Origin of the sequence: Kitasatospora saccharophila, from assembly GCF_039529925.1 — a bacterium.
Classification (GTDB): Bacteria; Actinomycetota; Actinomycetes; order Streptomycetales; family Streptomycetaceae; genus Kitasatospora; species Kitasatospora saccharophila.
Genome location: NZ_BAAANS010000001.1, coordinates 212,229 through 236,544 on the forward strand (window position 1 = coordinate 212,229; position 24,316 = coordinate 236,544).

Annotated in this window: 23 protein-coding genes; 12 read left to right on the plus strand and 11 right to left on the minus strand. The window is 74.0% G+C overall.

All coding sequences use genetic code 11. The features are described from left to right. The 5 genes from ABD345_RS01075 to ABD345_RS01095 form a co-directional block, all read right to left on the minus strand. Positions 1 to 951 (minus strand): LuxR C-terminal-related transcriptional regulator, encoded by a 951-nt coding sequence (locus ABD345_RS01075; RefSeq protein WP_344549722.1) that lies wholly within the window; start codon positions 949 to 951, stop codon positions 1 to 3. After that, positions 948 to 1,916: a helix-turn-helix transcriptional regulator gene (locus ABD345_RS01080; RefSeq protein ID WP_344549723.1), complete on the minus strand. Its 969-nt coding sequence runs from the start codon at positions 1,914 to 1,916 to the stop codon at positions 948 to 950. The genes ABD345_RS01075 and ABD345_RS01080 overlap by 4 nt, the downstream gene beginning before the upstream one ends. Next, positions 1,909 to 3,036 carry a helix-turn-helix transcriptional regulator gene (locus tag ABD345_RS01085; RefSeq protein ID WP_344549724.1) on the minus strand — a complete coding sequence of 376 codons (1,128 nt, stop codon included), beginning with the start codon at positions 3,034 to 3,036 and terminating at the stop codon, positions 1,909 to 1,911. The genes ABD345_RS01080 and ABD345_RS01085 overlap by 8 nt, the downstream gene beginning before the upstream one ends. Beyond that, a complete protein-coding gene (locus ABD345_RS01090) occupies positions 3,029 to 4,255 on the minus strand; it encodes a LuxR C-terminal-related transcriptional regulator (protein WP_344549725.1) in 1,227 nt (408 codons plus the stop codon). The genes ABD345_RS01085 and ABD345_RS01090 overlap by 8 nt, the downstream gene beginning before the upstream one ends. A gap of 624 nt (positions 4,256 to 4,879) precedes the next feature. Continuing rightward, positions 4,880 to 5,980 (minus strand): SLAC1 family transporter, encoded by a 1,101-nt coding sequence (locus ABD345_RS01095; protein ID WP_344549727.1) that lies wholly within the window; start codon positions 5,978 to 5,980, stop codon positions 4,880 to 4,882. A 70-nt stretch (positions 5,981 to 6,050) separates the two neighbouring features. On the opposite strand from ABD345_RS01095, the gene ABD345_RS01100 reads away from it, so the two are divergent. The 4 genes from ABD345_RS01100 (at position 6,051) to ABD345_RS01115 (ending at position 11,818) form a co-directional block, all read left to right on the plus strand. Continuing rightward, positions 6,051 to 6,974, plus strand: coding sequence for a LysR family transcriptional regulator (locus tag ABD345_RS01100; protein ID WP_344549728.1), 924 nt, complete (start codon positions 6,051 to 6,053; stop codon positions 6,972 to 6,974). Between the two features lie 101 nt (positions 6,975 to 7,075). Then, a complete protein-coding gene (gene clpB, locus ABD345_RS01105; protein ID WP_344549830.1) occupies positions 7,076 to 9,676 on the plus strand; it encodes an ATP-dependent chaperone ClpB in 2,601 nt (866 codons plus the stop codon). Positions 9,677 to 9,935: 259 nt separating this feature from the next. Further along, positions 9,936 to 10,496: a type III secretion system chaperone family protein gene (locus tag ABD345_RS01110; RefSeq protein ID WP_344549729.1), complete on the plus strand. Its 561-nt coding sequence runs from the start codon at positions 9,936 to 9,938 to the stop codon at positions 10,494 to 10,496. A gap of 161 nt (positions 10,497 to 10,657) precedes the next feature. Then, positions 10,658 to 11,818 (plus strand): pyridoxal phosphate-dependent aminotransferase, encoded by a 1,161-nt coding sequence (locus ABD345_RS01115; RefSeq protein ID WP_344549730.1) that lies wholly within the window; start codon positions 10,658 to 10,660, stop codon positions 11,816 to 11,818. 9 nt (positions 11,819 to 11,827) lie between these two features. Here the strand turns inward: ABD345_RS01115 and ABD345_RS01120 are convergent, their stop codons facing one another. The 4 genes from ABD345_RS01120 to ABD345_RS01135 are packed head-to-tail and all read right to left on the minus strand — an operon-like array spanning position 11,828 to position 14,543. Then, a complete protein-coding gene (locus ABD345_RS01120; RefSeq protein WP_344549731.1) occupies positions 11,828 to 12,535 on the minus strand; it encodes a hypothetical protein in 708 nt (235 codons plus the stop codon). Between the two features lie 34 nt (positions 12,536 to 12,569). Continuing rightward, a complete protein-coding gene (locus ABD345_RS01125) occupies positions 12,570 to 12,890 on the minus strand; it encodes a hypothetical protein (RefSeq protein ID WP_344549732.1) in 321 nt (106 codons plus the stop codon). Positions 12,891 to 12,939: 49 nt separating this feature from the next. Further along, complete coding sequence (locus ABD345_RS01130) at positions 12,940 to 13,947, minus strand: hypothetical protein (RefSeq protein ID WP_344549733.1); 1,008 nt, start codon at positions 13,945 to 13,947, stop codon at positions 12,940 to 12,942. Next, a complete protein-coding gene (locus tag ABD345_RS01135; protein WP_344549734.1) occupies positions 13,944 to 14,543 on the minus strand; it encodes a WXG100-like domain-containing protein in 600 nt (199 codons plus the stop codon). The genes ABD345_RS01130 and ABD345_RS01135 overlap by 4 nt, the downstream gene beginning before the upstream one ends. Before the next feature lie 444 nt (positions 14,544 to 14,987). On the opposite strand from ABD345_RS01135, the gene ABD345_RS01140 reads away from it, so the two are divergent. The 4 genes from ABD345_RS01140 to pyrE all read left to right on the plus strand — a co-directional run bounded on the left by ABD345_RS01140 (position 14,988) and on the right by pyrE (position 19,185). Next, positions 14,988 to 15,602: a DUF2617 family protein gene (locus ABD345_RS01140; protein WP_344549735.1), complete on the plus strand. Its 615-nt coding sequence runs from the start codon at positions 14,988 to 14,990 to the stop codon at positions 15,600 to 15,602. Positions 15,603 to 15,681: 79 nt separating this feature from the next. Beyond that, complete coding sequence (locus tag ABD345_RS01145; protein WP_344549736.1) at positions 15,682 to 17,385, plus strand: spermine/spermidine synthase domain-containing protein; 1,704 nt, start codon at positions 15,682 to 15,684, stop codon at positions 17,383 to 17,385. Between the two features lie 329 nt (positions 17,386 to 17,714). Beyond that, positions 17,715 to 18,617 carry an SRPBCC family protein gene (locus tag ABD345_RS01150; RefSeq protein ID WP_344549737.1) on the plus strand — a complete coding sequence of 301 codons (903 nt, stop codon included), beginning with the start codon at positions 17,715 to 17,717 and terminating at the stop codon, positions 18,615 to 18,617. A 31-nt stretch (positions 18,618 to 18,648) separates the two neighbouring features. Further along, the gene (gene pyrE / locus ABD345_RS01155; protein ID WP_030905690.1) at positions 18,649 to 19,185 is read left to right on the plus strand and encodes an orotate phosphoribosyltransferase; all 537 of its coding nucleotides are present in this window, start codon (positions 18,649 to 18,651) and stop codon (positions 19,183 to 19,185) included. A 117-nt stretch (positions 19,186 to 19,302) separates the two neighbouring features. Here pyrE and ABD345_RS01160 read toward each other — a convergent pair whose 3' ends face one another. After that, on the minus strand, positions 19,303 to 20,025 hold the full coding sequence (locus ABD345_RS01160; RefSeq protein WP_344549738.1) for a DedA family protein: 723 nt from the start codon (positions 20,023 to 20,025) through the stop codon (positions 19,303 to 19,305). 267 nt (positions 20,026 to 20,292) lie between these two features. Between ABD345_RS01160 and fbaA the strand changes: the two genes are divergently transcribed. After that, complete coding sequence (fbaA, locus tag ABD345_RS01165) at positions 20,293 to 21,315, plus strand: class II fructose-bisphosphate aldolase (RefSeq protein WP_344549739.1); 1,023 nt, start codon at positions 20,293 to 20,295, stop codon at positions 21,313 to 21,315. 108 nt (positions 21,316 to 21,423) lie between these two features. Continuing rightward, entirely contained in the window at positions 21,424 to 21,849 is a 426-nt protein-coding gene (locus ABD345_RS01170; protein WP_344549740.1) for a DUF3151 domain-containing protein, read from the plus strand. Positions 21,850 to 21,922: 73 nt separating this feature from the next. On the opposite strand, the gene ABD345_RS01175 is transcribed toward ABD345_RS01170, so the two are convergent. Continuing rightward, positions 21,923 to 22,486: an SUKH-4 family immunity protein gene (locus tag ABD345_RS01175; protein WP_344549741.1), complete on the minus strand. Its 564-nt coding sequence runs from the start codon at positions 22,484 to 22,486 to the stop codon at positions 21,923 to 21,925. A 208-nt stretch (positions 22,487 to 22,694) separates the two neighbouring features. Between ABD345_RS01175 and ABD345_RS01180 the strand changes: the two genes are divergently transcribed. Together ABD345_RS01180 and ABD345_RS01185 are read left to right on the plus strand one after the other, a co-directional pair. Continuing rightward, the gene (locus ABD345_RS01180) at positions 22,695 to 23,339 is read left to right on the plus strand and encodes an SUKH-4 family immunity protein (protein ID WP_344549742.1); all 645 of its coding nucleotides are present in this window, start codon (positions 22,695 to 22,697) and stop codon (positions 23,337 to 23,339) included. 86 nt (positions 23,340 to 23,425) lie between these two features. Beyond that, positions 23,426 to 24,292 carry a nucleic acid/nucleotide deaminase domain-containing protein gene (locus ABD345_RS01185; RefSeq protein ID WP_344549743.1) on the plus strand — a complete coding sequence of 289 codons (867 nt, stop codon included), beginning with the start codon at positions 23,426 to 23,428 and terminating at the stop codon, positions 24,290 to 24,292. Positions 24,293 to 24,316 lie beyond the last annotated feature (24 nt).

The window sequence follows — 24,316 nt, forward strand, 5'->3', positions numbered from 1 at the left end:
TCAGGCCCCTCCGCGCATCAACCAGCCCAGTTTGAACAGCGTCTCGGCGCTGTGGTGCTCGCGCAGCCGGGCGATGTGGGCGGCCACTGTCCGCTCGGACAGGCCGAGACGGGAGGCGATCGCCCGCTGGGTCAGCCCGGCGGCCAGGAGGCCGGTGAGCTCCGGCGGGACGCCGCTCTCGCGCGGACGGCCGGCCAGGGCGTGCCAGTCCACGACTGCCGCCCGGGCCCAGTCGCGCTCGAACAGGGCCACCAGGGTGGTCAGCACCGCCGGGTCCTCGACGAAGGCGGCGCTGGTGTTGTTGTCAGCGGCCGGGATGATGGCCACCCTGCGGTCGAATACCAGCAGCCGGGTGAACGGCTCGTCCAGGACCCGGATGCCCTTGCCCGCCCTGGCCAAGGAGGCCGCGTAGGAGACGGTGGGCCGGTGGGTGAGAGCACTGGGTTGGTAGAGGGTGCGCAGGGCGATTCCGGCGGCGAGGAAGTGCCGGTCGCGAATGAGGGACTGCCGCAGGAAGCGGGTGGGCCTGGCACCGCCGGGCTGGGCGGCGAGTACCTCCTCGCGCATCTCCGCCTCGATCTGCATGATCCGGTGCCGGATCTGCTCAGCGGTCGCGACCTGCTGCACCTCGCTGCGCCGGTCGACGCGCTGCGGGGTGCTGTCGTACGCGTGGGTCAGGTCGTCCAGTTGCTCGGCGGCCTGTTCGGCCTGCACCAGTTTCCGGGTGGCCGCGCCGCGCAGTTCGCTGCTGAGCCGGGCACCGACCGCGCGCGGGTTGACGGCCGTCAGCGACTCGTCGGTGTCGTGCCGGACGAGCAGGCCCAGCTCGATCAGGTGCAGGGTGGCGGCCGGGTCCTGCTGCATCGCCTCGCGGAACAGCACCCGGCCGCCCTGGGCGAGCACCTCGCGGTACAGGGCGCGCTCGGACTCGGTCGGCAGGCTCGCGGTCACCGGGCGCCGTCCCGCATCAGCCAGCCGAGCTGGAACAGGGTTTCGGCGTCGTAGCGCTCGCGCAGCCGGGCGATGTGCGCGGCCACCGTCCGCTCGGACAGGCCGAGCCGGGAGGCCACCGCCTTCTGCGTCAGCCCGGACGCGAGCAACTCTCCCACCCGGCGCAGGACTTCGGGCAGCTCCCGGTCGACCTCGTCGAACCACGGGACCCGGACGGCCCGCTCCCAGTCGCGGAGGAAGACACCGACCAGGTGGTCGACCACGGCGGGATCCTCGATGAAGGCGGCGGTGACGTTGGTGGTGGCGGTGGAGATGACCGCCACCCGGCGGTCGAAGATCAGCATCCGGGCGAACGGCTCGTCGAGCACCCGGAACTGCATGCCCCACTCGGTGGCCCCGGCCGCGTAGGCGACGGTGTGCGGGGTCCGGCGGGCGACCGGCTGGTAGAGGATGCTCGCCGTGACACCGCGGGCGAGTGCCTGTCGCATCCGGGAGTCGTCGTCCAGGTACTCGGGTGGACGCTCCCCGGGCTGGGCGGCCAGGCCCTCCTCCCGGTACTCGGCCTCGATCACCAACAGCCGTCGCTGGATCTGCTCCAGCGCGCTCAGGTGGGTGATCCGCGCGGCCGGGTCGCTGCGGCGCTGGGCGCTGTCGTACGACTCGATCAACTCGTCCAGGTCGTCCACCGCGCGATCGGCCCGGGCCAGCAGCCCGGCGGCCCTACCCCGCAGGTCGGCGCTGAGCTGCAGCCCGGCCGCCCGCGGATTGACGGCCACCACCCAGCCGTTCACCTCGGAGTGCACCAGCAGGCGCAGTTCCAGCAGGCGGGTGGTAGCAGCAGCGTCCTGCTCCATCGCCTCCCGCAGCGAGACCCGACCCGCCCGCAGCACGGACAGGTACAGCGCCTTCTCGGCCTCGTTCGGCGCGGAGTACGCGGCAGGCGCGGAGTGCGCGGGCTCAGGCATGTCGTTCGCCCTTCCGCATCAGCCAGCCGAGTTGGAAGAGCGTCTCGGCGCCGTACCGGTCGCGCAGCCGGGAGATGTGGCCGGCCACGGTGCGCTCGGACAGGCCGAGACGGGTGGCGATGGCCTTCTGGGTGAGGCCCTGGGCGAGCAGGCGGCCGATCTGGTCGGCGGCGGTCCGGGCGGGGGCGCTGTCGAGCAGGGTGCTCCAGCTGACGCGTTCGGCCCGCTCCCAGTCGCGGTCGAAGTTGGCGACGATCATCGCCACGGTGGCGGGGTCGGAGAGCACGGCGGCCCGGCCGAGGTCGTCGGAGGCGGGCACCACGGCGGTGGTGCGGTCGAAGACCAGGGCGCGTTGGAAGGGCTCGTCGAGCAGTCGGACCTCGCCGCCGGCCTCGGTGACGGTGGCGGCGTAGCGGATCGCGGCGGGTTCGGCGAGGGCGGTGGGCTGGTAGAGGGTGAGGATCCGGCAGCCCCGGCGCAGCAGCGGGAGCTCCTGGCTCAGGGACAGTTCCAGGGCGGCGGGCAGGGCGTGTCCGGGCTGGGCGGTCAGGGCCTCTTCCCGGCAGGAGGCGCCGAGTTGGGCGATCCGCTGCCGGATGTGCTCGCGTCCGGCGATCTGGACGTCGGCGGAGCCGGCCTCGGACGGGCGGGGCACGCTGTCGTAGGCGGCGATCAGCGGGTCGAGGTCGGCGATCAGGCGCTCGGCCCGGTTGAGCAGGCGGGCGGCCTCCGCGTTCATCTCGGTGCCGAGGGTGTCGGCCACGAAGCGGGGGTCGACGGCCAGGTAGGAGGCGTCCAGGCCGTCGGACACCAGCAGGCCGGTGCGCAGCAGTTCGGCGAGCGGGTCGAAGCCGGGGGCGGGGACGGGCGCGAGGGCGTGGACGGGCGCGAGGGCGGGGCCGGGACCGGTGTCGGGGACGGCGTCGGGGACGGCGTCGGGGACGGCGTCGGCCGTGATCCGGCCGCCGGCTTCGAGGACGTCCAGGTAGAGGCGCCAGGCCCGTTCGTCTATCGGGCCGCGCTCGGCCGCGGGGGCCGGGGCGGGAACGGCGGTGACCGTCGGGGCGGCCGGGGCGGCCGGGGCGGCCGGGGCCGCGTACATGGGGTTCGGGTCAGCCATGCCCGCCGCCGCCTCTCATCAGCCAGCCGAGCTGGAACAGGGTGCCGGCGCCGTACCGGTCGCGCAGCCGGGAGATGTGGCCGGCCACCGTGCGCTCGGACAGCCCGAGGCGGGTGGCGACGGCGCGCTGGGTGAGGCCCTGGGCGAGCAGGCGGCCGACCCGGTCGGTGATGGTGCGGGTGAGGGTGCGGGTGTCGAGGTGGTGCCAGTGGACCTGTTCGGCCCGGGCCCAGTCGCGTTCGAAGCCCGCGACCAGGTAGGCGATGGCGGCGGGGTCCTCGACGAACGCGGCGCGGTTGTGGTCCTCGGTGGCGGGGATGACGGCGACCCGCCGGTCGATGACGATCAGGCGGAGGAACGGCTCGTCCAGGACGCGCAGTTGGGCGCCGTGCTCGGTCATCGAGGTGGCGTGCCGGACGGCGCTGTCCTCGGTGAGCGCGACGGGCTGGTAGAGGGCGCGCAGGGTGGCGCCCCGGCCGAGCATCCGCCGGTCCTGGGTGTGGGCGAGTTCGAGGACGGCGGGCGGGCGCAGGCCGGGCTGGGCGCTGAGCAGTTCGAGGCGGCAGTCGGAAACCAGTTGGGCGATCCGCAGCCGGATGTCCTCCTGGCCCTCGACGTAGACGGCCTGTCCGGTCCGGCCGGTGGGCCGGGGGACGGCGTCGTAGGCCCGGGCGAGCGGGTCGAGGGCGGTGGGCAGCCGGTTGGCGTCGAGCAGCAGCCGGGTGGCGCGGGAGCGCAGTTCGGCGCCGAGGCGTTCGACGACGGCGCGCGGGCTGACCGCGACGTAGCAGCGGTCGATCCGGTTGGGCAGGACCAGGCCGATCGTCACCAGCTGTTCCAGCAGGGCCCGTTGGCGTCCGGGGGTGATTTCGGGACCGAGCACGGACGGCCCGTCGAACGGTATCCGGCCGCCGGCGGCGAGGACGGCCAGGTAGAGCTGGGTGGCGTCCTCCTCGGGCAGACCGCTGTCCGGGCCGAACGGCACGGACGCCCCGAGCGGCACGGACGCCCCGAGCGGCACGGCGGCGCTGGACGGCACCGCCGCGTCGAGCGGCACCGCCGCGTCGGACGGCACCGCCGCGTCGGACGGCACCGCCGCGCCGGGCGTTCCGCCGTCCGGTCCGGACGGTGCGGTGCCCGGGTCCGCCGGCCCGCCGCCCGGTGCGGGCAGTGCGGGCGGTGCGGTGTCCGGTTCGGACTTCGGGTGGTCCGCTGCCACGTCGAGCACTCCCTGCCGTGTTCCTCCGTTTGCGGATGATGATCCCAGCAGGGCCGTCGGGCTCGACGGCGGGAGTCGTCCCCGCGGTTACGGGCGCGTCCCCCGGGCCGGGTGCCGTCGGCACCCGGGTCCCGGGGGACCCGCTCGTGTCACGCCAGCGTCATGGCGCTTCGGTGAGGCGGAGCAGCAACGCCTCACCGATCCGGTCCCGGTAGCCACCACCACACGTGGCGTACCGGCCGGTGCTCTTCCCCCCGTTGCGCAGATACGAACGCACCTGTCGCCCCCACGCGAAGAGCAAGTCGCCGGCTCGGGCTGCGGCGGCCCGGGACGACTTGGCGTGACTACACCCTCACAGCGGGGCGAACTCCGAACAAGTGCTCTCCGGCTGCAGGTTCCCGCAAGTGCAGGAACATGCAGCAAAGACCCCGGCGCGGTGTCCGGAATCTCGCTTTTCCCGGCATTGCCCCCCTCCACCGAACGGCCATTCGGGAAGTGGCTGCGGGAACGCGCGGACCGGTGGCGTCGGAACGGGCCGGAATGTCACTCTCCTCCCCCGGAATTCGGCGATCCTCCGCCGGATCCCCCGATCCGGAATCGTCCGCGCCGAATGCCGCCCGCCCCTCAGAGCAGGCGTCCCGCCCGCAGTCCGGCCGCGGTGCGGACCAGCGCCACCGCCCAGGTGGCGAGCAGCAGCAGGTGGAGTGCGACGGCGAGCCCGGTGAATCCGCCGAATCCGGTGTGGACGGCGAGTCCGGTCGCGCCGGTGACGAGCGTTCCGATCGGGAAGGTGGCGGCCCACCAGGTCATCGCGAACGGCATTTCGGCACGCAGTGCCCGCAGGTTGGCAGCGAGTGCCACCGCCAGCCAGAGAAGGGCGAATCCCATCACCGCGACGCCGTACACCTCGGCCAGTCCGCGGGCGGCGGCGGCCGCCCGTTCGCCGCCGGGGAGCGCGAGCGGCACCGCGTCGGCGAACTTCTGCACGGCGGTGGTGGACTGGCCCAGCGGCCCGAGCACCAGGAACAGCGAGGGGGTGAGCACCAGCGCGGGCAGCTTGCTGTGCAGCAGGCCGCCGAGGACCACCGGCAGCAGCGCCAGGGTGGCCAGCAGGCTGGCGCCGAACATCGCCGCGCAGCCGTACAGCATCGCCTGCCGGGCGGCCCCCTCGGGCAGGTGCGGGACCAGCGCGGGGCCGAGCGCGGCGGACACCATCGGGGCGACCACCGGCAGCAGCCAGGTCGGGTTGGCCTCCAGCGCGGACAGCCGGTGCCGGGTGATCATCAGGTACGGCAGACCGGCGGCCACCAGCAGGGCGTACGCGGTGCCCGTCGTCCACAGCAGGACGTCGAGCGCGAGGGCGGGCCGCTCGCCGAGCAGCGGGCCGCCGACGGTCAGCGCGCCGTGGCCGACGGCCAGCAGGGCCATCGGCGGGCAGCCGTAGAAGACGGCGGCGGACGGGTCCTCCAGCAGGGTGTGCCGGGCCTGCGCGCGGTGCCGGGTCAGGTGGACGGCGCGGCCGGCCAGCAGGACGGCGAGCATCAGCAGCGAGAGCGTCCAGACCGCCTCGGCGAGGGCGGCCTTGCCGGGGACGTCCACCGGGAGCGCGGCGGCGGCGTTGCCGGTGATCGCGGTGCCCATCACGGTGGCGTACCAGTTGGGGCCGAGCCGGGACAGGTCGAGGGCGCGCAGGCCGGTGGTGCGCGGCGCGAGGAGGGTTGCCATGGCCCCACCCTCCGCCGCCGCGGGGGACGGGGGTAGCGGGACGCCCGCTATGAGGACATAGCCTGGGCCTATGGCCCTCTCCCCGCACGTCCCGGAACTCGGCGCCCTGGAGCTGCTGCTCGCCGTGGCCCGGCTGGGCAGCGTCGGGCGGGCCGCCGCCGAACTGGGCGTCAGCCAGCCCGCCGCCAGCGCCCGGATCAAGGGCATGGAGCGGCAGATCGGGGTGCCGCTGCTGGAGCGCTCGCCGCGCGGCTCCCGGCCCACCGAGGCGGGCCGGCTGGTGGTCGAGTGGGCCCGGCAGGTGGTGGAGGCCGCGCAGGCCCTGGACGCCGGGATCGACGCGCTGCGCGGCCGCCGGGACGCCCGGCTGCGGGTGGTGGCCAGCCTGACCGTCGCCGAGTACCTGATGCCGGGCTGGCTGCTGGCCCTGAACGAGGCCAGCCCGGGCACCGCCGTCACCCTGCGCACCGCCAACTCGCACGACGTGGCGGCCCAGGTGCTGGCGGGCGAGGCCGACCTGGGCTTCGTCGAGGGCACCTCCACCCCGCCCGGCCTGTCCGGCGCGGTGGTGGCCGCCGACCGGCTGGTGGTGGTGGTCTCGCCCGAGCACCGCTGGGCCCGCCGCCGCACCCCGGTGACCGGCCCCGAACTGGCCGCCACCCCGCTGGTGCTGCGCGAGGTCGGCTCCGGGACGCGGGAGGTGCTGGAGGAGGCGCTCGCCCCGTACGGCGGCCCGGCCGCGCCCCGGCTGGAGCTGGCCTCCTCGACGGCGCTGAAGGCGGCCGCGATGACCGGCGCGGACCCGGTCTGCCTGAGCGAGCTGGCGGTGACCGAGGAGCTGGCCACCCGCCGGCTGGTGGCCGTGCCGCTGGAGGGCCTGGAGCTGCAGCGCCCGCTGCGCGCGGTCTGGCCGGCCGGCCAGCGTCCGGCGGGCCCGGCCCGCGAGCTGCTGGGGCTGACCCGGGCGCCCGCCGCGGGCCCCCGGAAGAACTGAGCGGAAACGCTTCGTGAAACCTGAGCGGAATACACTCAAGTTAGTGCATGCTGTAGTCAGCAGACTCGCACCAGTCCCAAGACGAGAGGGGTATGCCCGCAGTGGACGCCAGTAAGTTCACCAGCAAGACGCAGGAGGCCCTGTCCTCCGCCATCCGGCAGGCCAGCGCCGCAGGGAACCCGGACGTCAAGCCGGTGCACATCCTGCTGGCCCTGCTCGACCAGCCGGAGGGCCTGGCCCGCCCGCTGCTGGAGGCCGTCGGGGCGGACGCCGCCCGCGTCACCGCCGCCGCCCGCCAGCAGGCCGCCGCCCTGCCCGCCGCCCAGGGCTCCACGGTCGCCGCGCCGAACCTCGCGCGCGACACCCTGGCGGTGCTGGAGGAGGCCGGGAGGCGCGCCGACGACCTGGACGACCAGTACGTCTCCACCGAGCACCTGCTGGTCGGCCTGGCCGCCGAGGGCGGGCAGGTCGCCGACCTGCTGAAGCAGCAGGGCGCCACCGCCAAGGCGCTGCTGGCCGCGTTCAAGGAGGTCCGGGGCAGCGCCCGGGTCACCTCGAAGGACCCGGAGGGCACCTACAAGGCCCTGGAGAAGTACGGTTCGGACCTCACCCAGGCCGCCCGGGACGGCAAGCTCGACCCGGTGATCGGCCGCGACCAGGAGATCCGCCGGGTGGTGCAGGTGCTCTCCCGGCGCACCAAGAACAACCCGGTGCTGATCGGCGAGCCCGGCGTCGGCAAGACCGCCGTCGTCGAGGGCCTGGCCCAGCGGATCGTCGCGGGCGACGTTCCGGAGTCGCTGCGCGGCAAGCGCCTGGTCTCGCTGGACCTGGCGGCGATGGTCGCGGGCGCGAAGTTCCGCGGCGAGTTCGAGGAGCGGCTCAAGGCCGTCCTGAACGACATCAAGGCGTCCGACGGCCAGGTGGTCACCTTCATCGACGAGCTGCACACCATGGTCGGCGCGGGCGCCGGCGGCGACTCCGCGATGGACGCGGGCAACATGCTCAAGCCGATGCTGGCCCGCGGCGAGCTGCGCATGGTCGGCGCCACCACGCTGGACGAGTACCGCGAGCGGATCGAGAAGGACCCGGCCCTGGAGCGCCGCTTCCAGCAGGTGATGGTCGGCGAGCCCAGCGTCGAGGACACCATCGCGATCCTGCGCGGCCTCAAGGGCCGCTACGAGGCGCACCACAAGGTGGAGATCACCGACGCCGCCCTGGTCGCCGCGGCGACGCTGTCCAACCGGTACATCACCGCCCGCTTCCTGCCCGACAAGGCGATCGACCTGGTCGACGAGGCCGCCTCCCGGCTGCGGATGGAGATCGACTCCTCCCCGGTGGAGATCGACGAGCTGCAGCGCTCCGTCGACCGGCTGCGGATGGAGGAGCTGGCGCTGGAGAAGGAGTCCGACCCGGCCTCGGTCGAGCGGCTCGGCAAGCTCCGGCGCGACCTCGCGGACAAGCAGGAGCAGCTGAGCACCCTCAACGCCCGCTGGGAGCAGGAGAAGAAGTCGCTCAACCGGGTCGGTGAGCTGAAGGAGCGCCTCGACGACCTGCGCGGCGCCCTGGACCGCGCCCAGCGCGACGGCGACTTCGAGCGCGCCTCCAAGCTGATGTACGCCGAGATCCCGGCCGCCGAGCGGGAGTTGACCGAGGCGCAGGACCGCGCGGCGGACGAGCCCAGCACCACCATGGTCAAGGAGCAGGTCGGCCCGGACGACGTGGCCGACGTGGTCGCGTCCTGGACGGGCATCCCGGCCGGCCGGCTGCTGGAGGGCGAGAGCGCCAAGCTGCTGCGGATGGAGGAGGAGCTCGGCCGCCGCCTGATCGGCCAGCACGAGGCCGTCCGCGCCGTCTCCGACGCGGTCCGCCGCACCCGTTCCGGCATCGCCGACCCGGACCGGCCGACCGGCTCGTTCCTGTTCCTCGGCCCGACCGGCGTCGGCAAGACCGAACTGGCCAAGGCCCTGGCGGACTTCCTCTTCGACGACGAGCGCGCCATGGTCCGGATCGACATGAGCGAGTACGGCGAGAAGCACTCGGTCTCCCGCCTGGTCGGCGCCCCGCCCGGGTACGTCGGCTACGAGGAGGGCGGCCAGCTCACCGAGGCGGTCCGCCGCCGCCCGTACAGCGTGGTCCTGCTGGACGAGGTGGAGAAGGCCCACCCCGAGGTCTTCGACGTGCTGCTCCAGGTGCTGGACGACGGCCGGCTCACCGACGGCCAGGGCCGCACGGTCGACTTCCGCAACGCGATCCTGATCCTCACCTCCAACCTCGGCTCCCAGTACCTGGTGGACCCGAGCACGCCGGAGGAGCGGAAGAAGGAACTGGTGCTGGAGACGGTCCGCAGGTCCTTCAAGCCGGAGTTCCTGAACCGGCTGGACGACATCGTGGTCTTCGACCCGCTGGGCACCGAGGAACTGAGCCGGATCGTCGACCTCCAGGTCGCCGCGCTCGCCCGCCGCCTGCACGAGCGCCGGCTCGTCCTGGACGTCACCCCGGCCGCCCGGGACTGGCTCTCGCTGACCGGCTACGACCCGGCGTACGGCGCCCGGCCGCTGCGCCGACTGGTGCAGTCCGCGATCGGCGACCAGCTGGCCAAGGAGATCCTCTCCGGCCGGGTGCACGACGGCGAGACGGTCGTGGTCGACCACGACGGCATCTCGGACCGGCTGACGGTCGGGCCGCGCACCCCGCCGGCGTAAGTGACCGCCCCCCGGAGGGCCCCGGCGGCGAAGACGCCCGCCGGGGCCGGGCTCCGGGTCCGGCTGTTCCGACCGCACCGCCGGGCGCGGCCCGGCACGTGCTCCCACCTCCGGTTTCCCCGCAGCGGCCACCCGCTGCGGGGAAACCGTCACGCACCGGGGTGCACCCTGTGCCCGGGGCCCCGAATGAGGCAGGATGGAGACAGGAAAGGCGGCCCCCCATCGGCAGCCGACCGTGCACCGTGAAAGGGACACCCCCGTGAGCATCGACCCGTCGTCCATCCCGTCCTTCGGCCTGCCGCAGCCGCCGCAGGGCGGCGGCCAGCCCGGTGGCGCTCCGGCCGGGCCGCCGCCGGTGATCGTCCCGGACCAGAACCTGGTGGCCCAGCTGCTCGACCAGATGCAGCTCAAGCACGTGGTGGACGAGGAGGGCGACCTCACCGCCCCCTGGGAGAACTTCCGCGTCTACTACATGTTCCGCGGCGACCAGAAGGAGCTGTTCGCGGTCCGCGCGTTCTACGACCGCCCGTTCCCGCTGGAGCAGAAGCCCGAGATCCTCGCGCTGATCGACGAGTGGAACCGCGAGACCCTGTGGCCCAAGGTCTACACCCACACCCACGACGACGGCGTGGTCCGGCTGATCGGTGAGTCCCAGATGATCGTCGGCAACGGCGTCAACCTGGAGTACTTCGTCGGCACCACCGCCAACTGGACGCAGGCCGCGGTCGGCTTCGAGCAGTGGATGGTCGAGCAGCTCGGCGACGGCAAGGCCGAGGACGGCGAGGCCGCCGCCGACGCCGAGGACGGCGACGAGGGCTGACCCATCCCCCGCGACACCCGGACGGGCCCGCCCCGCGCGACGCGCAGGCAGCGGGCCCGTTCCGCGTTCCCCGGCCGACCGCGCCCCCGCCGATGCGGACCCTTGGCGTCCGCCGCCCGCCCCTGGATGATGGCTCCACCACCCTTCGCGAGGAGCCACCGATGAGCACGAGGCCACTGCTGAACCGCAGCCTGGCGGGCATGGGAACGACGATCTTCGCGGAGATGTCGGCCCTGGCCACCGCCACCGGCTCGATCAACCTCGGTCAGGGCTTCCCCGACACCGACGGGCCGGAGGCGGTCCGCGAGGCCGCGGTGCGGGCGCTGCGCGAGGGGCTCGGCAACCAGTACCCGCCGGGGCCGGGCGTCCCCGAGCTGCGCACCGCGATCGCCGAACACCAGGAACGGTTCTACGGCCTGACGGTCGATCCGGGCACCGAGGTGCTGGTCACCGCGGGCGCCACCGAGGCGATCGCCGCCGCGCTGCTGGCCCTGCTGGAGCCCGGCGACGAGGTGATCGCCTTCGAGCCGTTCTACGACTCGTACGCCGCCTGCATCGCGATGGCCGGCGCCAAGCGCGTCCCGCTCACCCTGCGGGCGCCGTCCTTCCGGCCCGACCTGGACGAGCTGCGCGCGCTGGTCACCCCGCGCACCCGGCTGCTGCTGGTCAACACCCCGCACAACCCGACCGGCACCGTCCTGACCCCCGAGGAACTCGCCGCCATCGCCGAACTCGCCGTCGAGCACGACCTGTTGGTCGTCACCGACGAGGTCTACGAGCACCTGGTCTTCACCGGCGCCCACCACCCGCTGGCCGCCCTGCCCGGCATGCGCGAGCGGACGGTGGCGATCTCCTCGGCCGGCAAGACCTTCTCCTTCACCGGCTGGAAGGTCGGCTGGGTCACCGGCGCCCCGGAGCTGGTGGCCGCCGTCCGCACCGCCAAGCAGTACCTGACCTACGTCAGCGCGGGCCCGTTCCAGTACGCCGTGGCCGAGGCGCTGCGGCTGCCCGACGACTACTACGCCGGCTTCCGCGCCGACCTGCACCGCAAGCGCGACCTGCTCACCGCGGGCCTCGACGCCGCGGGCTTCCGGGTCTTCGAGCCGCAGGGCACGTACTTCGTCACCACCGACATCACCCCGCTCGGCGAGAAGGACGGCATCGAGTTCTGCCGCACCCTGCCCGAGCGCTGCGGCGTGGTGGCCATCCCCAACGCCGTCTTCTACGACGACGCCGAGGCGGGCCGGGCCCAGGTCCGCTTCGCCTTCTGCAAGAAGGACGAGGTCCTGCGGGAGGCCGTCGCCCGGCTGCGGCGGCTCTGAGGGCGCCCGCTAGCGGGGGGCCGGCGGCATCGCGTCGAAGCCGTCGAAAAGGTAGGCGTACACCTGGGCCAGGTAGGTGGTGAGGTCCTGCTGGTCGGGGAAGCGCACGTAGGTCAGCTGGTACCACCGGTCGACCGACAGCGGGCGGTTGCGCACGACGTGCAGCAGGCCGGCCCGGATCACCTCGCGGTAGTCCGGCCAGGCGGCGTCGAAGGTGTCGCGCAGCTCGCCGAGGTCGTCGACGGCCTCGACCCCGAGCGCCGCCGCGCAGAAGTGCACGAAGCGCCGGTCCACGCCCGGCACGTCGAGCCCGAGTTCGGCCAGCGGGACGGTGGTCGGGTCCAGGACGCCCCCCGGGTACGGGTAGACCGTGGTGTTCCACAGGTCGTCCTCCGCCGCCGGCCCGGCCGGGCCGGTGCCCTCGGCCGGGCGGTAGACGCCGTACAGCAGGCCGAGCGTCAGGAAGTCGGCGCGGACGTAGTTGACCTCCCCGTCGGGGCCGTAGGGCTCCCGCGGGTCGATGGCGAATGCCGTGGCCTTTCCCGCGCAGTTCAGGAAGGGGCCGTAAACGGCCTCGAACGGCAGGACCGGGGAGAGGTCGTGGGTCGCCAGGGCCGCCGCCCGGAGGGCGTCCTCGGCCTGGACCAGTGCCTCCTCGGAATCGAACCGGCTCGCCCACGGGCCGGTGCGGGGCGGCAGTTCTTCGCGGAACAGCATGGGGACGGGTCTCCTTCGTTCGGCCCAGCGGAAATCAGGGGGCAGGGGCGATCGGCGGTTCGACGCGATCGCCGTAGAAATACGCGTGGACGTCCGCGAGGAACCCGTAGAGCTCGTCCTCCGACTGGAACGAGTACCGGGAGAGGCTCCACCACTCCTTGACCGACGCGGGCCGCTGTTCCAGCAGGTACTCCAGGCTCGCGCGCAGCCGGACCGCGTACGGGCTGCCGTCGCGCGCCGCGTCGCGGTACATCTCGATGTCGTCGATCAGCTCCGGGTGGAAAGCGTTCTTGTAGAACTCCCGGAGCCGCTCGTCGTCGTGCCAACCGGGAATCTCCCAGGCCGTCCAACCCATAAGAATTCACCGCATTCCACTGGTGCCGCCAATCCGACGGAGCAGGATATCATATCCCCTGGTGCCGGGACCGGTTGTGCTTGAACACCGGCTCCGGGAACATCGTGTGGAGTTTGTACCCGCCATTCCCGTCCGATTTGTATATCGCCTTTATCGTGGCGTCCTTGAAATTGACGTCCTTGTAGTTGATCGCCCCGGTGTGGTCGACCGGGTTGTCCGGGTCGATGTAGTACCCGCGGAACTTCCCGGTGTGCCCGCCCGGCCCCCACGCCTCGTGCGGGGAGAACTCGATGACGTGCGGCTCGGGGCGGCTGGGGTCGATCTTGGAGCGCGCGTAGTGGTCCGCGTAGACGAAGGACTCCTCGTCCTTGAAGGCCGTGGAGTAGCTGTCGCACTTGTGCTTGTGCGGGGCGCCGCGGTCGCCGTCGTAGTAGAGGGCGGGCGGGGACAGCCTGGTCTTGGCGTCCGGGCCGTGCAGCGGGTCGATCTTGTTGGTCGACTGGACGTAGCCGGTCGTCTTGTCCTTGGCGACGGTCTGCGCGTGCGCCGGGCCCTGCATGACGGGCGTCCCCAGCCGGTCCTTGAGCTGCTGGTCCGTCACCCGCAGGTGCCGGCCCACGCCGTGGCCCTGGCTCTCCAGGTCGTCCACCCGCTCGCCGATCCGGCGGTTGTAGAGCTGGCGGAGCCCCTTCCTGCCCGGCACGGACTGGCCGGGTTCGAGCTTGACCTTCTCCTTGGAGAGCGAGGTGCCCGCGTTCTTGAAGCTCTTCTGGACCGCCGCCTCGGCGTCGTCGAGGTTCTTCTTGGTGATCTCCAGGCCGTGGCCGATGGAGCGGTGGCCGCCGGCCATCGCCTTCGACATGTCGCCGATCATCGAGTCGATGACCGGGCGGACCGCCTTGTCGACGATCTGGCCGAGCTTGCCGCGCCCGAGGACCCGGCCCCGGGTCCTGGAGTCCAGGTCGCGCGAGTGCCGCTCGATCCGGTTGGCGTGCTCGTGGGCCCGCTTCGCGGCCTGCGCGAGCGCCTCCGGATCGGCCTTGAAACCCTTGCTCACTTGCCGCCTCCCACTCCGAGCGCCGCCTCGACCCCGTGGAACACCAGGCCGGAGACCGCCTTCTCGATGGCCGCCTGGAAGGGCTCGACCGCCATCGAGACCAGCTGTCCGACGATGACGTCCTCGATCTCCTGGATGATCGCGTTCACGATCCGCTTGCCCGCCTCGATGATCGCCGCCTCCGCCGCCGCCGCTATCCCGAGGGTGGCGACCGCCGCCGCCGCTGCCGCCGCCATCTCGGCGGCCATCGCCACCAGTTGGGCGATCACCACGCCCTTGGCCACGATCACCGCCTCGGCCGCGACCTCCAGGGCCGTCGCCAGCACGCCGCAGCAGTCGATCAGCACGGTCATGTGCCCGGCCGAGGCCTGGCCCCAGCGGGTCAGCATGGCCTCGTAGCCCGCGCCCTCGTACGCGCCGCCGAGGTTCTTCAGCAGCACGTCCGTGTCGTCGTGGGACTCCGCCATCCCCTGGCCGAACTCCCGTACGTGCTGCGCCCATTCACGCAGCTCGTCCTCGTCCACATCAGGCCAGTTGAGCCCCATCAGGTCCATGATCCAGACGAGCTCCGACGGCAGGTCGATCGACAATGCCAACCCCCAAGTTCGAACAGGCGCTTGTCATGCTCGCTGGCGCCAGAGTAGACGCGCAAGCCTCCGCTTCGGTTCCCGCCCTCCCGCCCGCCGGACGGGGGCCGTCGGGGGCGGGTGGCGCGGGCCTGGCGCTGGGGCGCGGAGCGTGCGCTACCGGCGCGCACGGCTTGCGATACCCGCGCGAAGGCGCACGGTGGGCAGAGTGCAACCCGGCACCGATCACACCCAGTCGGACACAGGCCCCAGAACGGTGAATGAGTGCCAAACATGGGTAAATCCCTGACGGACCCGGAGAATTCGTGCTTCTCTGCTGCTGAATCTCCAGCCGGAATCCTTCCTTCCACGGTCGGCCGCGCCCCGGATCGGACAGTCTCGAACAGCCTCACGGATGAGGGCGGACTCCGGTCACTCCGGGGGCGCGCACGGAGCTGAAACGCGGAGCCGAGCATGCTCACCACCCTGCAGACCTCCTACACGGACACCCGCGCCGGCGACCTGGCCTGGCAGCTGGGCGGCGAGCCGCTGCCCGCGCTGGCCGTCCGCGACCTCAGACTCGACGACGCCCGCAGTGCCCCGGGCGGCCTCCGGGGCACCCTCCAGCTGCGGCTGCTGGGCGCCTCGCACCAGGTGGTGCTGGCCGCCGGACCGGGCGACTGCCTGGAGACGGTGGCCTGCCTGCCGGGCCGCCGCACCCCGCTGCCCGCCCGGGTGGCGGAGCAGGTGGCCGGCTGGGAGTACGAGTTCGCGGCCCGGATCGAGGAGCTGCCGCCGCACGTGTTCGAGGCCCGGGCGCAGGAGCTGCTGGACCTGGTCGAGGGGCACCCGCGGGCGCTGGCCGGGGTCTTCCCGGGCGACCCGAGCGCCTTCACCGCGCTGGTCGCGCACTGCGAGGACCGCCGGGTGCACTGGCGGACGTGGCACGCCTACCCGCAGGAGGGACGGCTGGTCTGCACCCGGTCCTCGCTGTCGCTGCCCGCCGCCGTCCGCCCCGAAACCCCCCGCCCCGCCACCGGGACGCGGGGCGCGGCCGACCGGGGCGCCCCCGCGCAGGTCGGATGGTGACCGGACGTCAACCCGGCACCCCGGTCTGTCCCCCGGATGGGTGCAGCCATTCACCCGGGCTCTCGCCTAGCGTTCATTCATGATCAACCACCCGGTCGGACGGCCCGCGCAGCCGGGTCCGGACGCCACCGCGCCCCCGCCCGCGGCCGCCCCGCCGCCCTCCGCCCCCCGCGCCGCGGGCCCCGGCGGCGCGGTCCGGGCCGGCGGCGCCATACCGCTGGCCCTGGCCCCCCGTCCGGCCCGCGTGCTGGTCCTGCTGGCCGCGTTCGTCTGCGCGGCCTGCGGCCTGGTGTACGAACTCGAACTGGTCGCGCTCGGCGGCTACCTGCTGGGCGACTCGGTCACCCAGACCTCCGTGGTGCTGTCGGTGATGGTGTTCGCGATGGGCATCGGCTCACTGCTCGCCAAGGGCCTCACCCGCCGCCCGGCCACCTCCTTCGCGCTGGTCGAGTACGCGCTGTCGCTGACCGGCGGCCTGTCCGCGCTGGCCCTGTACTGCGGCTGGGCCTGGCTGCACCAGCCGCGCGCCACCCTGGTGGCGCTGATCGCCGCCACCGTGCTGATCGGCCTGCTGATCGGCGCGGAGATCCCGCTGCTGATGACGCTGATCCAGCGGATCCGCCGGGAGCACGCCGGGCGGGCCGTCGCCGACCTGTTCGCGGCCGACTACGTGGGCGCGCTGATCGGCGGCCTGGCCTTCCCCTTCGTGCTGCTGCCGACCCTCGGCCAGACCGCCGGGGCGCTGCTGACCGGCGCGGTGAACGCGGTGGCGGGCGCCGTGGTGGTGCTCTGGCTGTTCCGCGCCGAGCCCGGCCCGCGCACCCGGCTGCTGCTGTGGACCGGCTGCGGCCTGGTGCTGGCCCTGCTCGCGCTGGCCGCCGCCTGCACCGGCGCGATCGAGCGCGCCGCCCGGCACGCGCTGTACGGCGGCCCGATCCGGTTCGCCGCGCAGAGCCGCTACCAGGAGATCGTGCTGACCGGCGGCCCGGGGCCCGCCGGGGCGCCCCGGGCGGACGACGCGCCCCGGGTGCCCGCGCAGCGCACCGCGCCGCCGCTGGAGCTGTTCCTGGACGGCCGGCTGGCGGTCTGCGGCCCCGGCGAGTACCGCGACCACGAGGCGCTGGTGCGCCCCGCGCTGGCCGGCGGGCCGAGCGGGCGGGTGCTGGTGCTGGGCGGCGGCGACGGCCTGGCGCTGCGCGAGGTGCTGCGCCACCCGGCGGTGCGCGGCGTGCTGGTGGTCGAGCGGGACGCGGCGCTGCCCGCGCTGGCCCGCCGGGACGCCGCGTTCGCCGCGCTGACCGGGCACGCCTTCGACGATCCGCGGGTGCGGCTGGTCCAGGCCGAGCCGCTGGACTGGCTGCGCGGCTCCGCGGAGCGCTTCGACGTGATCGTCGCCGACCTGGACGGTGCCGCGGCGGGCGGCAAGTACCGCTCCCGCGAGTTCTTCGGGCTGGCCGCCCGGCGGCTGGCCCCGGCGGGCCGGCTGGCGACCCGGGGCGGCCTGCCGGACGGCGGGCTGTGGACGGCCGAGTCCGGCCTGGACGCGGCCGGCCTGGCGGCGGTGGCCTACCAGGGCGGTGCCCCGGCCGCGGCGGACTGCGGGTACCCGGGCCCGGCCCCGGCGTTCCTGCTGGCCGCCCGCACCGCACCGGTGCTGGACCTGGCACCGGACGTACCGGCCCCGCGCTCGCTGACCGTGCCCGCGCTGCGGGCCTCCGAAGCCCTGCTGACCGCCCGCCGCCCGTCCCCGCTGCCGCCGCCGCACACCCTGCTGGGGCCGTGAGGACGCCCGCCCGGGCGGCGGGAGCGGCCGGGCGGCGGGAACACCCGGGCGACCCGCCCCCGGCCCGCACCGCACGCCGCGGCCCGGACGGGGGAGCCGTTCGCCCGGGTGGCCGGAGCCGTCGGCCCGGACCGGGGGGCCGTTCGCCCGGGTGGCGGGAGCCGTCGACCCGGTCTGTGAAAGCGCTTGCCCGGCCGGGCAGTTCGGCCGGGGCGGCAGCGGGCGGGGACGGCCCGGCGCGGGGCCTGCTGCGCCCAATGGCGGGTTGGTCGTCCCGGCTTCGCGTGGAGGACTCGGCACGGCGGCGGGCGGTCGGTAGGCTCGCCGGTATGGAGCATGAGGTTGTCGTCCCGGTGCCCGCCGAGGTGGTCCGGGAGGCGCTGGTGGACCGCGAACTGGTGGCCCGCTGCGTCCCGGGGCTGAGCGCGGTCGCGTCGGCGTCCGCGCCCGCGGCGGCGGACAGCCGGCTCAGGATCCGGATCGCCGGGTCGACCATCACCTTCGCCGGCCGGCTGACGGTGGACACCTGGCGGGACGACGCGCTGGAGCTGCGGCTGAGCGGCGAGGAGATCCGCGGCGCGGCCCCGGTCGCCGCCGAGCTGCGGATCACCCTGGCCGAGCGCACCGGCGAGACCGCGGTCCGCTTCAGCACCGGCCTGACCGCCTCCGGGCGGCTGGCCGGCTTCGACGAGGAGGCGCTGGAGTCGACCGGCCGCCGGCTGATCGACCGGGCGGTGGCGGCGCTGGTCGCCGAGCTGTCCGAGCCCGCCGACCACGACGGGGAGGACGACGCGGACGGCGGGGAGGACGAGGACGGCGACCCGGCGGACGGCGCGACCGTGGTCTTCCTGGACGACCGCGAGCGCGGCCAGGACCTCGACGACGACCTGTCCGACCTGATCTCCTTCGACGACGCGGACGACCTGCCCGCCCCGGTGCCCGCCGCCTCCCGCCCGGAGCCCGGCTACGAGCAGGAGGGCGCCCCGGTGCGGCGCAGCATCGTCGGCCGCTCCGCCGAGGAGGTCGACCACGCCCCGCCGCACGGCCGGTACGCGCCCGCCCCGCCCGCGCACAGCGCCCGGGCCCGGGCCGCCTCCCGCTGGGGCGGCGCGGAGCCGACGCGGCTGCCCGGCGCGCACGGCGAGCGCAGCGCGCTGCCGTGGATGATCGGCGGCGGGGTCGCGCTGATCGGCGGCGCGGTGGTGCTGGTCCGGGCCCTGCGGCGGCGCTGAGCCCCTCCGCGGCCCCCTAAACTGGCTGTCCATGAGCAACGACCGCGACGCCCTGCTGGCGCAGATCAAGGACAAGGCCGTCGTGCACGGCAAGGTCACCCTCTCCTCCGGCCGGGAGGCCGACTACTACGTGGACCTGCGCCGGATCACGCTGGACGCCGAGGCGGCGCCGCTGGTCGGCAAGGTGATGCTGGACGCGGCGGCGGACCTGGAGTTCGACGCGGTGGGCGGCCTGACCCTGGGCGCCGACCCGGTGGCCGCGGCGATGCTGCACGCGGCGGCGGCCCGCGGCCGCAAGCTGGACGCCTTCGTGGTCCGCAAGGCGGGCAAGGCGCACGGCCTGCAGCGCCGGATCGAGGGCCCGGACGTGAAGGGCCGCCGGGTGCTGGCGGTGGAGGACACCTCGACCACCGGCGGCTCGGTGCTGACCGCCGTGGAGGCGCTGCGCGAGGCGGGCGCCGAGGTGGTCGGCGTCGCGGTGATCGTGGAGCGCGGCGCGGCCCCGGCCATCGCCGAGGCGGGCCTGCCGTACGTCACCGCGTACACCCTGGACGACCTGGGCCTGTGAGCCGCTGAGCCGCTCCCCCGCGTTCCACGTGGAACGGCGTGCGGCGGGACGCGGCGGAACGGAACGGCAGCGGGCCCCGACCACCACCCGGTGGTCGGGGCCCGCTGCGCGTCGCGCTCAGTTCTTGCGGTGGCGTCCGCTGGAGACCGGCTCGCCCTCCTGGGCGGCGGTGCCGTCCGCGGCGGCGGCCTTCTTCTTCTTCCGCTCGCGGATCACCTCGACGAAGATCGGCGAGACCGAGATCAGGATGATCAGCGCCATCGCGGGCAGCAGGTACTTGTCGATCACCGGGGCGAGCTGGTCGCCGGTGAAGTAGCCGATCAGCAGCATGGTCTCGGTCCACAGCACCGCGCCCACGACGTTCCAGACGAAGAAGGTCTTGGCGGGCATCTGCAGGGTGCCGGCGACCGGGTTGAGGAAGGTCCGCACGATCGGGATGAAGCGGGCCATCACCACGGCCTTGGCCGGGCCGAACTTCTCGAAGTACTCCTCGGCCTTCGCCACGTACTCGGGCCGCAGGATCTTCGAGTTCGGCTTGTCGAACATCCGCGGGCCGACCTTCCGGCCCAGCAGGTGCCCGAGCTGGGCGCCGACGATCGCGCAGATCGGCGCGCCGATCAGCAGCAGGGCGATGTTCATCTGGGTGCCGGGGCCGAGCACCTTCTCGGCCGCGCTGGAGGCGGCGACGCCGGCCAGGATGAGCAGTGAGTCGCCGGGGAAGAAGAACCCGACCAGCAGGCCGGTCTCGGCGAAGATGATCGCCAGGATCCCGATGGCGCCGACCGAGGCGACGAGCTGTTTGGCGTCAAGGACATTGACGGCGAGCTGGATGTGTTCCACGCGCGCAGGATAGCCCGTACTGCTTTGCGAAGCCTTAACCGCGGGTCCGGACCGTCCCGGCCGGGGCCGCCGGAGGAGCCGCCGTCCCAAGTGGCGGGCCGCTGGGTGTGTCCGGTGGGGGAGTCTGGGAGGATGGCCCAGGTGTCCGGCCCGCGGTCGAGCTGCCACCCTCTCTCGCTCGCACCGCACCGATGTCGTGAACCACAGGCGTATCGAGCCTTCGGACAGCGTCGTCCGATCGCCCCACACCGACAGGAGCGGATCCGCATGCCCATCGCAACTCCCGAGGCCTACAACGAGATGCTCGACCGGGCCAAGGCAGGCAAGTTCGCCTACCCGGCCATCAACGTCACCTCGACGCAGACCCTGCACGCCGCGCTGCGCGGCTTCGCCGAGGCCGAGAGCGACGGCATCGTCCAGATCTCCACGGGTGGTGCGGAGTTCCTGGGCGGCCAGCACAACAAGGACATGGTGACCGGCGCGGTCGCGCTGGCCGAGTTCGCGCACATCGTCGCGGCCAAGTACGACATCACCGTGGCGCTGCACACCGACCACTGCCCGAAGGACAAGCTGGACGGCTACGTCCGCCCGCTGATCGCGGTCTCCGCCGAGCGCGTGGCCCGCGGCGAGAACCCGCTGTTCCAGTCGCACATGTGGGACGGCTCGGCCGAGACCCTGGCCGACAACCTGGCCATCGGCCAGGAGCTGCTGGCCCAGGCCGCCGCCGCCAAGATCATCCTTGAGGTCGAGATCACCCCGACCGGCGGCGAGGAGGACGGCGTCACCCACGAGATCAACGACGAGCTGTACACCACCGTCGCCGACGCGGTCCGCACCGCCGAGGCGCTCGGCCTGGGCGAGAAGGGCCGCTACCTGCTGGCCGCCTCGTTCGGCAACGTGCACGGCGTCTACAAGCCGGGCAACGTCGTGCTGCGTCCGGAGCTGCTCGCCGACCTGCAGGCCGAGATCGGCAAGAAGTACGGCAAGCAGGACCCGTTCGACTTCGTCTTCCACGGCGGCTCCGGCTCCACCGAGCAGGAGATCCTGACCGCGCTGGAGAACGGCGTCGTCAAGATGAACCTCGACACCGACACCCAGTACGCCTTCACCCGCCCCGTCGTGGACCACGTGTTCCGCAACTACGACGGCGTGCTGAAGGTCGACGGCGAGGTCGGCAAGAAGAACACCTACGACCCGCGCACCTGGGGCAAGCTGGCCGAGGCCGGCATGGCCCACCGCGTCACCGAGGCCGCGCAGCAGCTGCGCTCGGCCGGCAAGCGCATGAAGTAAGGCGCCACCGCGCACGGTGCCCCCGCCCCCGGCCCGCCCGGGCGCGGGGGCACCGCCGTGTCCGGGCCCGGGTCACGGCGCCCCGTCCGGGTGGCAGACTGGCACACCATGGAGATGCACAAGAACCTGCTCGACGGTCCCGGGCCGACCCTCCTGCCCGAGGAGGAGCAGCCGTACCGGATGCTCGCCGAGGAGTCCGCCTCGCCGACCCAGGTGGCGGCCGAGTACCCGTCCTTCTGCCTGGCCTGGGCGATGCTCGCGGACGACGCCTTCACCGCCGGGCGGACGGTGGAGTCCTACGCGTACGCCCGCACCGGCTACCACCGCGGTCTGGACGCGCTGCGCCGCAACGGCTGGAAGGGCCACGGCCCGGTGCCGTGGGAGCACCGCGGCAACCGGGGCTTCCTGCGCTGCCTGGCGGCGCTGGCCCGGGCCGCCGGGGCGATCAAGGAGACCGAGGAGGAGACCCGCTGCTGGCAGTTCCTGAAGGACAGCAGCGCCGAGGCGTACACCGTGCTCCGGCAGGAGCACTGAGACCGGCCCCCGACCGATCCGACGGGCCGTCCCCCGCTGCGGGGGGGCGGTCCGTCGCCGTTCGCGGGGCCGTTCAGAGCATCGGGTAGGAGTCCAGGTAGGCCGCCCAGAACCGCGCCCCGGCGCGGAACGGCAGCTCGTCCCAGGCGGTGGCGTCCTCGCGGATGATCTCCTCGACGTCGGCCCAGTCGTGGGGCGTCGGCCGCTCCTCGGGGGTCGGGCGCTCGGCGGCGATCTTGTACACCAGGTAGCTGAGCGAGGAGACGTCCCGGTGGGCCAGCTCGTACTCCACGTCGGAGTCCGGGTCCGCGACCCAGATCGTGCCGTCGCCCAGGTGCACGAAGACGTCCGCCCGGTAGAGCTCGCCGAGCGGCTGGAGCCGGCCGTGCGGGGTGTCGACCGGCGCCGGGTCGGCGTCCTCGACGAAGGCCGTCGGGGGGCTGGCCGGGTCCCGCTCGGCCAGGGCGGCCAGGATCCGGAACAGCCCGTCCGAGTACGGGACGCCGGTGGTGGCGGCGAACCGCGCCCCGGCCCCGTCGTCCGGCCAGATCCGGGCGGCGGCGTCCGGCCGCAGCCGCAGCATCCCGCCCGCCGGGACCTCCTCGGCGACGGCCCGCCAGTCGATCGACACCAGCACGTGCGTGCTCCCCTCCTCGCTCCGGTTCCCCTTCGGGCCGGTGCGCCGGCCCCGCGGGCGGGTGCGTCAGGACCCGCACCGGATCACGCCCGGTCGGGCCGGTCGGCCCGTTCCACGTGGAACCGCCCCCTTCCTACCAGTCGGCGGGTAGGTTCCGGGAAGGCCCGGACCCGGACCCGGCCGTGGACGTTCGAAAGGCTGCGCCCCGATGGCACCACAGGTGACGTACGAGCTGCTCAGGTCGGTGTTCGCCGCGAACGAGGTCCTCCGGTTCCCCGGGGCGAGCCTCCCGGCCTCCCTCGTGCACGCCCCGACCCGGGCCTACCTCGCCACCGTCGGGCTCCCGGCCGTCAGCAACTGGCTCTTCCTGCCGCCGGTGTGGCACGCGGACGAGCCGCTGTCGACAGTCGGGGAGGTCGACCCGTACCTGGACGACATGGTCGGCCTGCCGGCGGGCGCCCCGGACTGGACGGTGGTCGGCCAGGTCGCGGACGACCTGCTGGCGGTGGACGGCGAGTCCGGCCGGCTGTGGTTCTTCCCCGGCGGCGAGGACGAGATCGTGCCGTCCTTCGACCGGATCGACACCCTCGGCCTGTTCCTGCACGTCCTGCAGCGGGAGCGGACCGCGCTCTACGGCCCCGAGGACGGCGCGGACGACGGGCTCGACCCGCACGCGGAGATCGACCGCGTCCGCGCGGAACTGCGCGCGATCGACCCCGCCGCCTTCGCCGACCCCGAGGGCACCTGGGCCCGGCTGCTCCAGGGCTTCGAGGACGAGTGGACCGACTTCTCGGTCGAAGAGCCCGCGCCGCCGGGCGACGGCGCGTTCCAGGCCCCTCCGCACCCGCGCTGACCGCCCTCCCCGACCGCTCAGCCCAGCCGCTCGGCCCGACCGCTCGGCCCGCCGACCGTCCGCGTCCGCACCGATAGGCTCTCCGCATGACCGCAGAACTCTCCCGGCGCCTGCTCGACCGCTTCGGCCCCGGCGGCCTGCGCCGCGTCCCGGCGGCGGACCTCGCGACGGCCGACCTCCCCGCCGAGGCGGCCCGGCTGCTCGCGGACTGCGGCCTGCCCGTCCAGGTCGGCCCGTACTTCACCACCTCGGCGGCCGACGCCCTGCCGCTGGCCGCCTTCGCCGCGCAGCGGGGGCTGCCCGCGCCGACCGGCGGCGAGGACCGCTGGGCCCGGCTGGGCACCGACCGCGGCGCCGAACTGTGCGTCGACCCGTCCGGCCGGGTGTGGGCGGTCTTCGTCGCTTTCCGGGAGCGCCCGCTGCTGGTCAGCACCAGCCTCGCCGCCTTCCTCGACTCGCTGGCCGAACTCGACGACGCGCTGCGCCGGTTGGCCGCCGCCGAGCGGCCGCAGGAGGTCTTCGAGCTGTTCGGCGCGGTCGAGAGCCGACTGCGCGGCACCGACCTGCGGGCCTTCGAGAGCGACGAGAACTGGTGGCCCCGGGTGCTGGAGGACGTCCGGCACACCCGCGGCGTGCCCGGGTACGCCGCGTTCAAGGTCCGCGACGGGCAGGGCGGCGAGCAGGTCCTCACCGCCGACGGCTCGCTCGCCCTGCACCCCGAAGAGGCCCTCTGGTACCGGCTGGCCGGCGGCGGCGCGCGTCCCGAGGACGTCCTGGAGGTCTACACCGAGCTGCAGTCCTGCTTCATGCCCGGCCACTACTGCAGCGTGTGGATGGGCCGGACCTTCCCGCAGGCCGAGTTCACCCACAGCTTCGACTACGGCGACACCGCCGCCGAGCGCGAGGCCGGCATCCGCGAACTCGCCGAGGCACTGACCGCCCGCAACGGCTGATCCCCGCCGCGGCCGCCCGCGACG

Bases quoted from the DNA above. Each gene is read 5' to 3' on its own strand.
- ABD345_RS01080 (WP_344549723.1), bottom strand. From the start codon at position 1,916: ATGCCTGAGCCCGCGCACTCCGCGCCTGCCGCGTACTCCGCGCCGAAC.
- ABD345_RS01180 (WP_344549742.1), top strand. From the start codon at position 22,695: ATGGCACCACAGGTGACGTACGAGCTGCTCAGGTCGGTGTTCGCCGCG.
- ABD345_RS01150 (WP_344549737.1), top strand. From the start codon at position 17,715: ATGGAGCATGAGGTTGTCGTCCCGGTGCCCGCCGAGGTGGTCCGGGAG.
- ABD345_RS01125 (WP_344549732.1), bottom strand. From the start codon at position 12,890: ATGGGTTGGACGGCCTGGGAGATTCCCGGTTGGCACGACGACGAGCGG.
- ABD345_RS01095 (WP_344549727.1), bottom strand. From the start codon at position 5,980: ATGGCAACCCTCCTCGCGCCGCGCACCACCGGCCTGCGCGCCCTCGAC.
- fbaA (WP_344549739.1), top strand. From the start codon at position 20,293: ATGCCCATCGCAACTCCCGAGGCCTACAACGAGATGCTCGACCGGGCC.
- ABD345_RS01140 (WP_344549735.1), top strand. From the start codon at position 14,988: ATGCTCACCACCCTGCAGACCTCCTACACGGACACCCGCGCCGGCGAC.
- ABD345_RS01100 (WP_344549728.1), top strand. From the start codon at position 6,051: ATGGCCCTCTCCCCGCACGTCCCGGAACTCGGCGCCCTGGAGCTGCTG.
- ABD345_RS01170 (WP_344549740.1), top strand. From the start codon at position 21,424: ATGGAGATGCACAAGAACCTGCTCGACGGTCCCGGGCCGACCCTCCTG.
- pyrE (WP_030905690.1), top strand. From the start codon at position 18,649: ATGAGCAACGACCGCGACGCCCTGCTGGCGCAGATCAAGGACAAGGCC.
- ABD345_RS01085 (WP_344549724.1), bottom strand. From the start codon at position 3,036: ATGGCTGACCCGAACCCCATGTACGCGGCCCCGGCCGCCCCGGCCGCC.
- ABD345_RS01145 (WP_344549736.1), top strand. From the start codon at position 15,682: ATGATCAACCACCCGGTCGGACGGCCCGCGCAGCCGGGTCCGGACGCC.
- ABD345_RS01115 (WP_344549730.1), top strand. From the start codon at position 10,658: ATGAGCACGAGGCCACTGCTGAACCGCAGCCTGGCGGGCATGGGAACG.
- ABD345_RS01120 (WP_344549731.1), bottom strand. From the start codon at position 12,535: ATGCTGTTCCGCGAAGAACTGCCGCCCCGCACCGGCCCGTGGGCGAGC.
- ABD345_RS01185 (WP_344549743.1), top strand. From the start codon at position 23,426: ATGACCGCAGAACTCTCCCGGCGCCTGCTCGACCGCTTCGGCCCCGGC.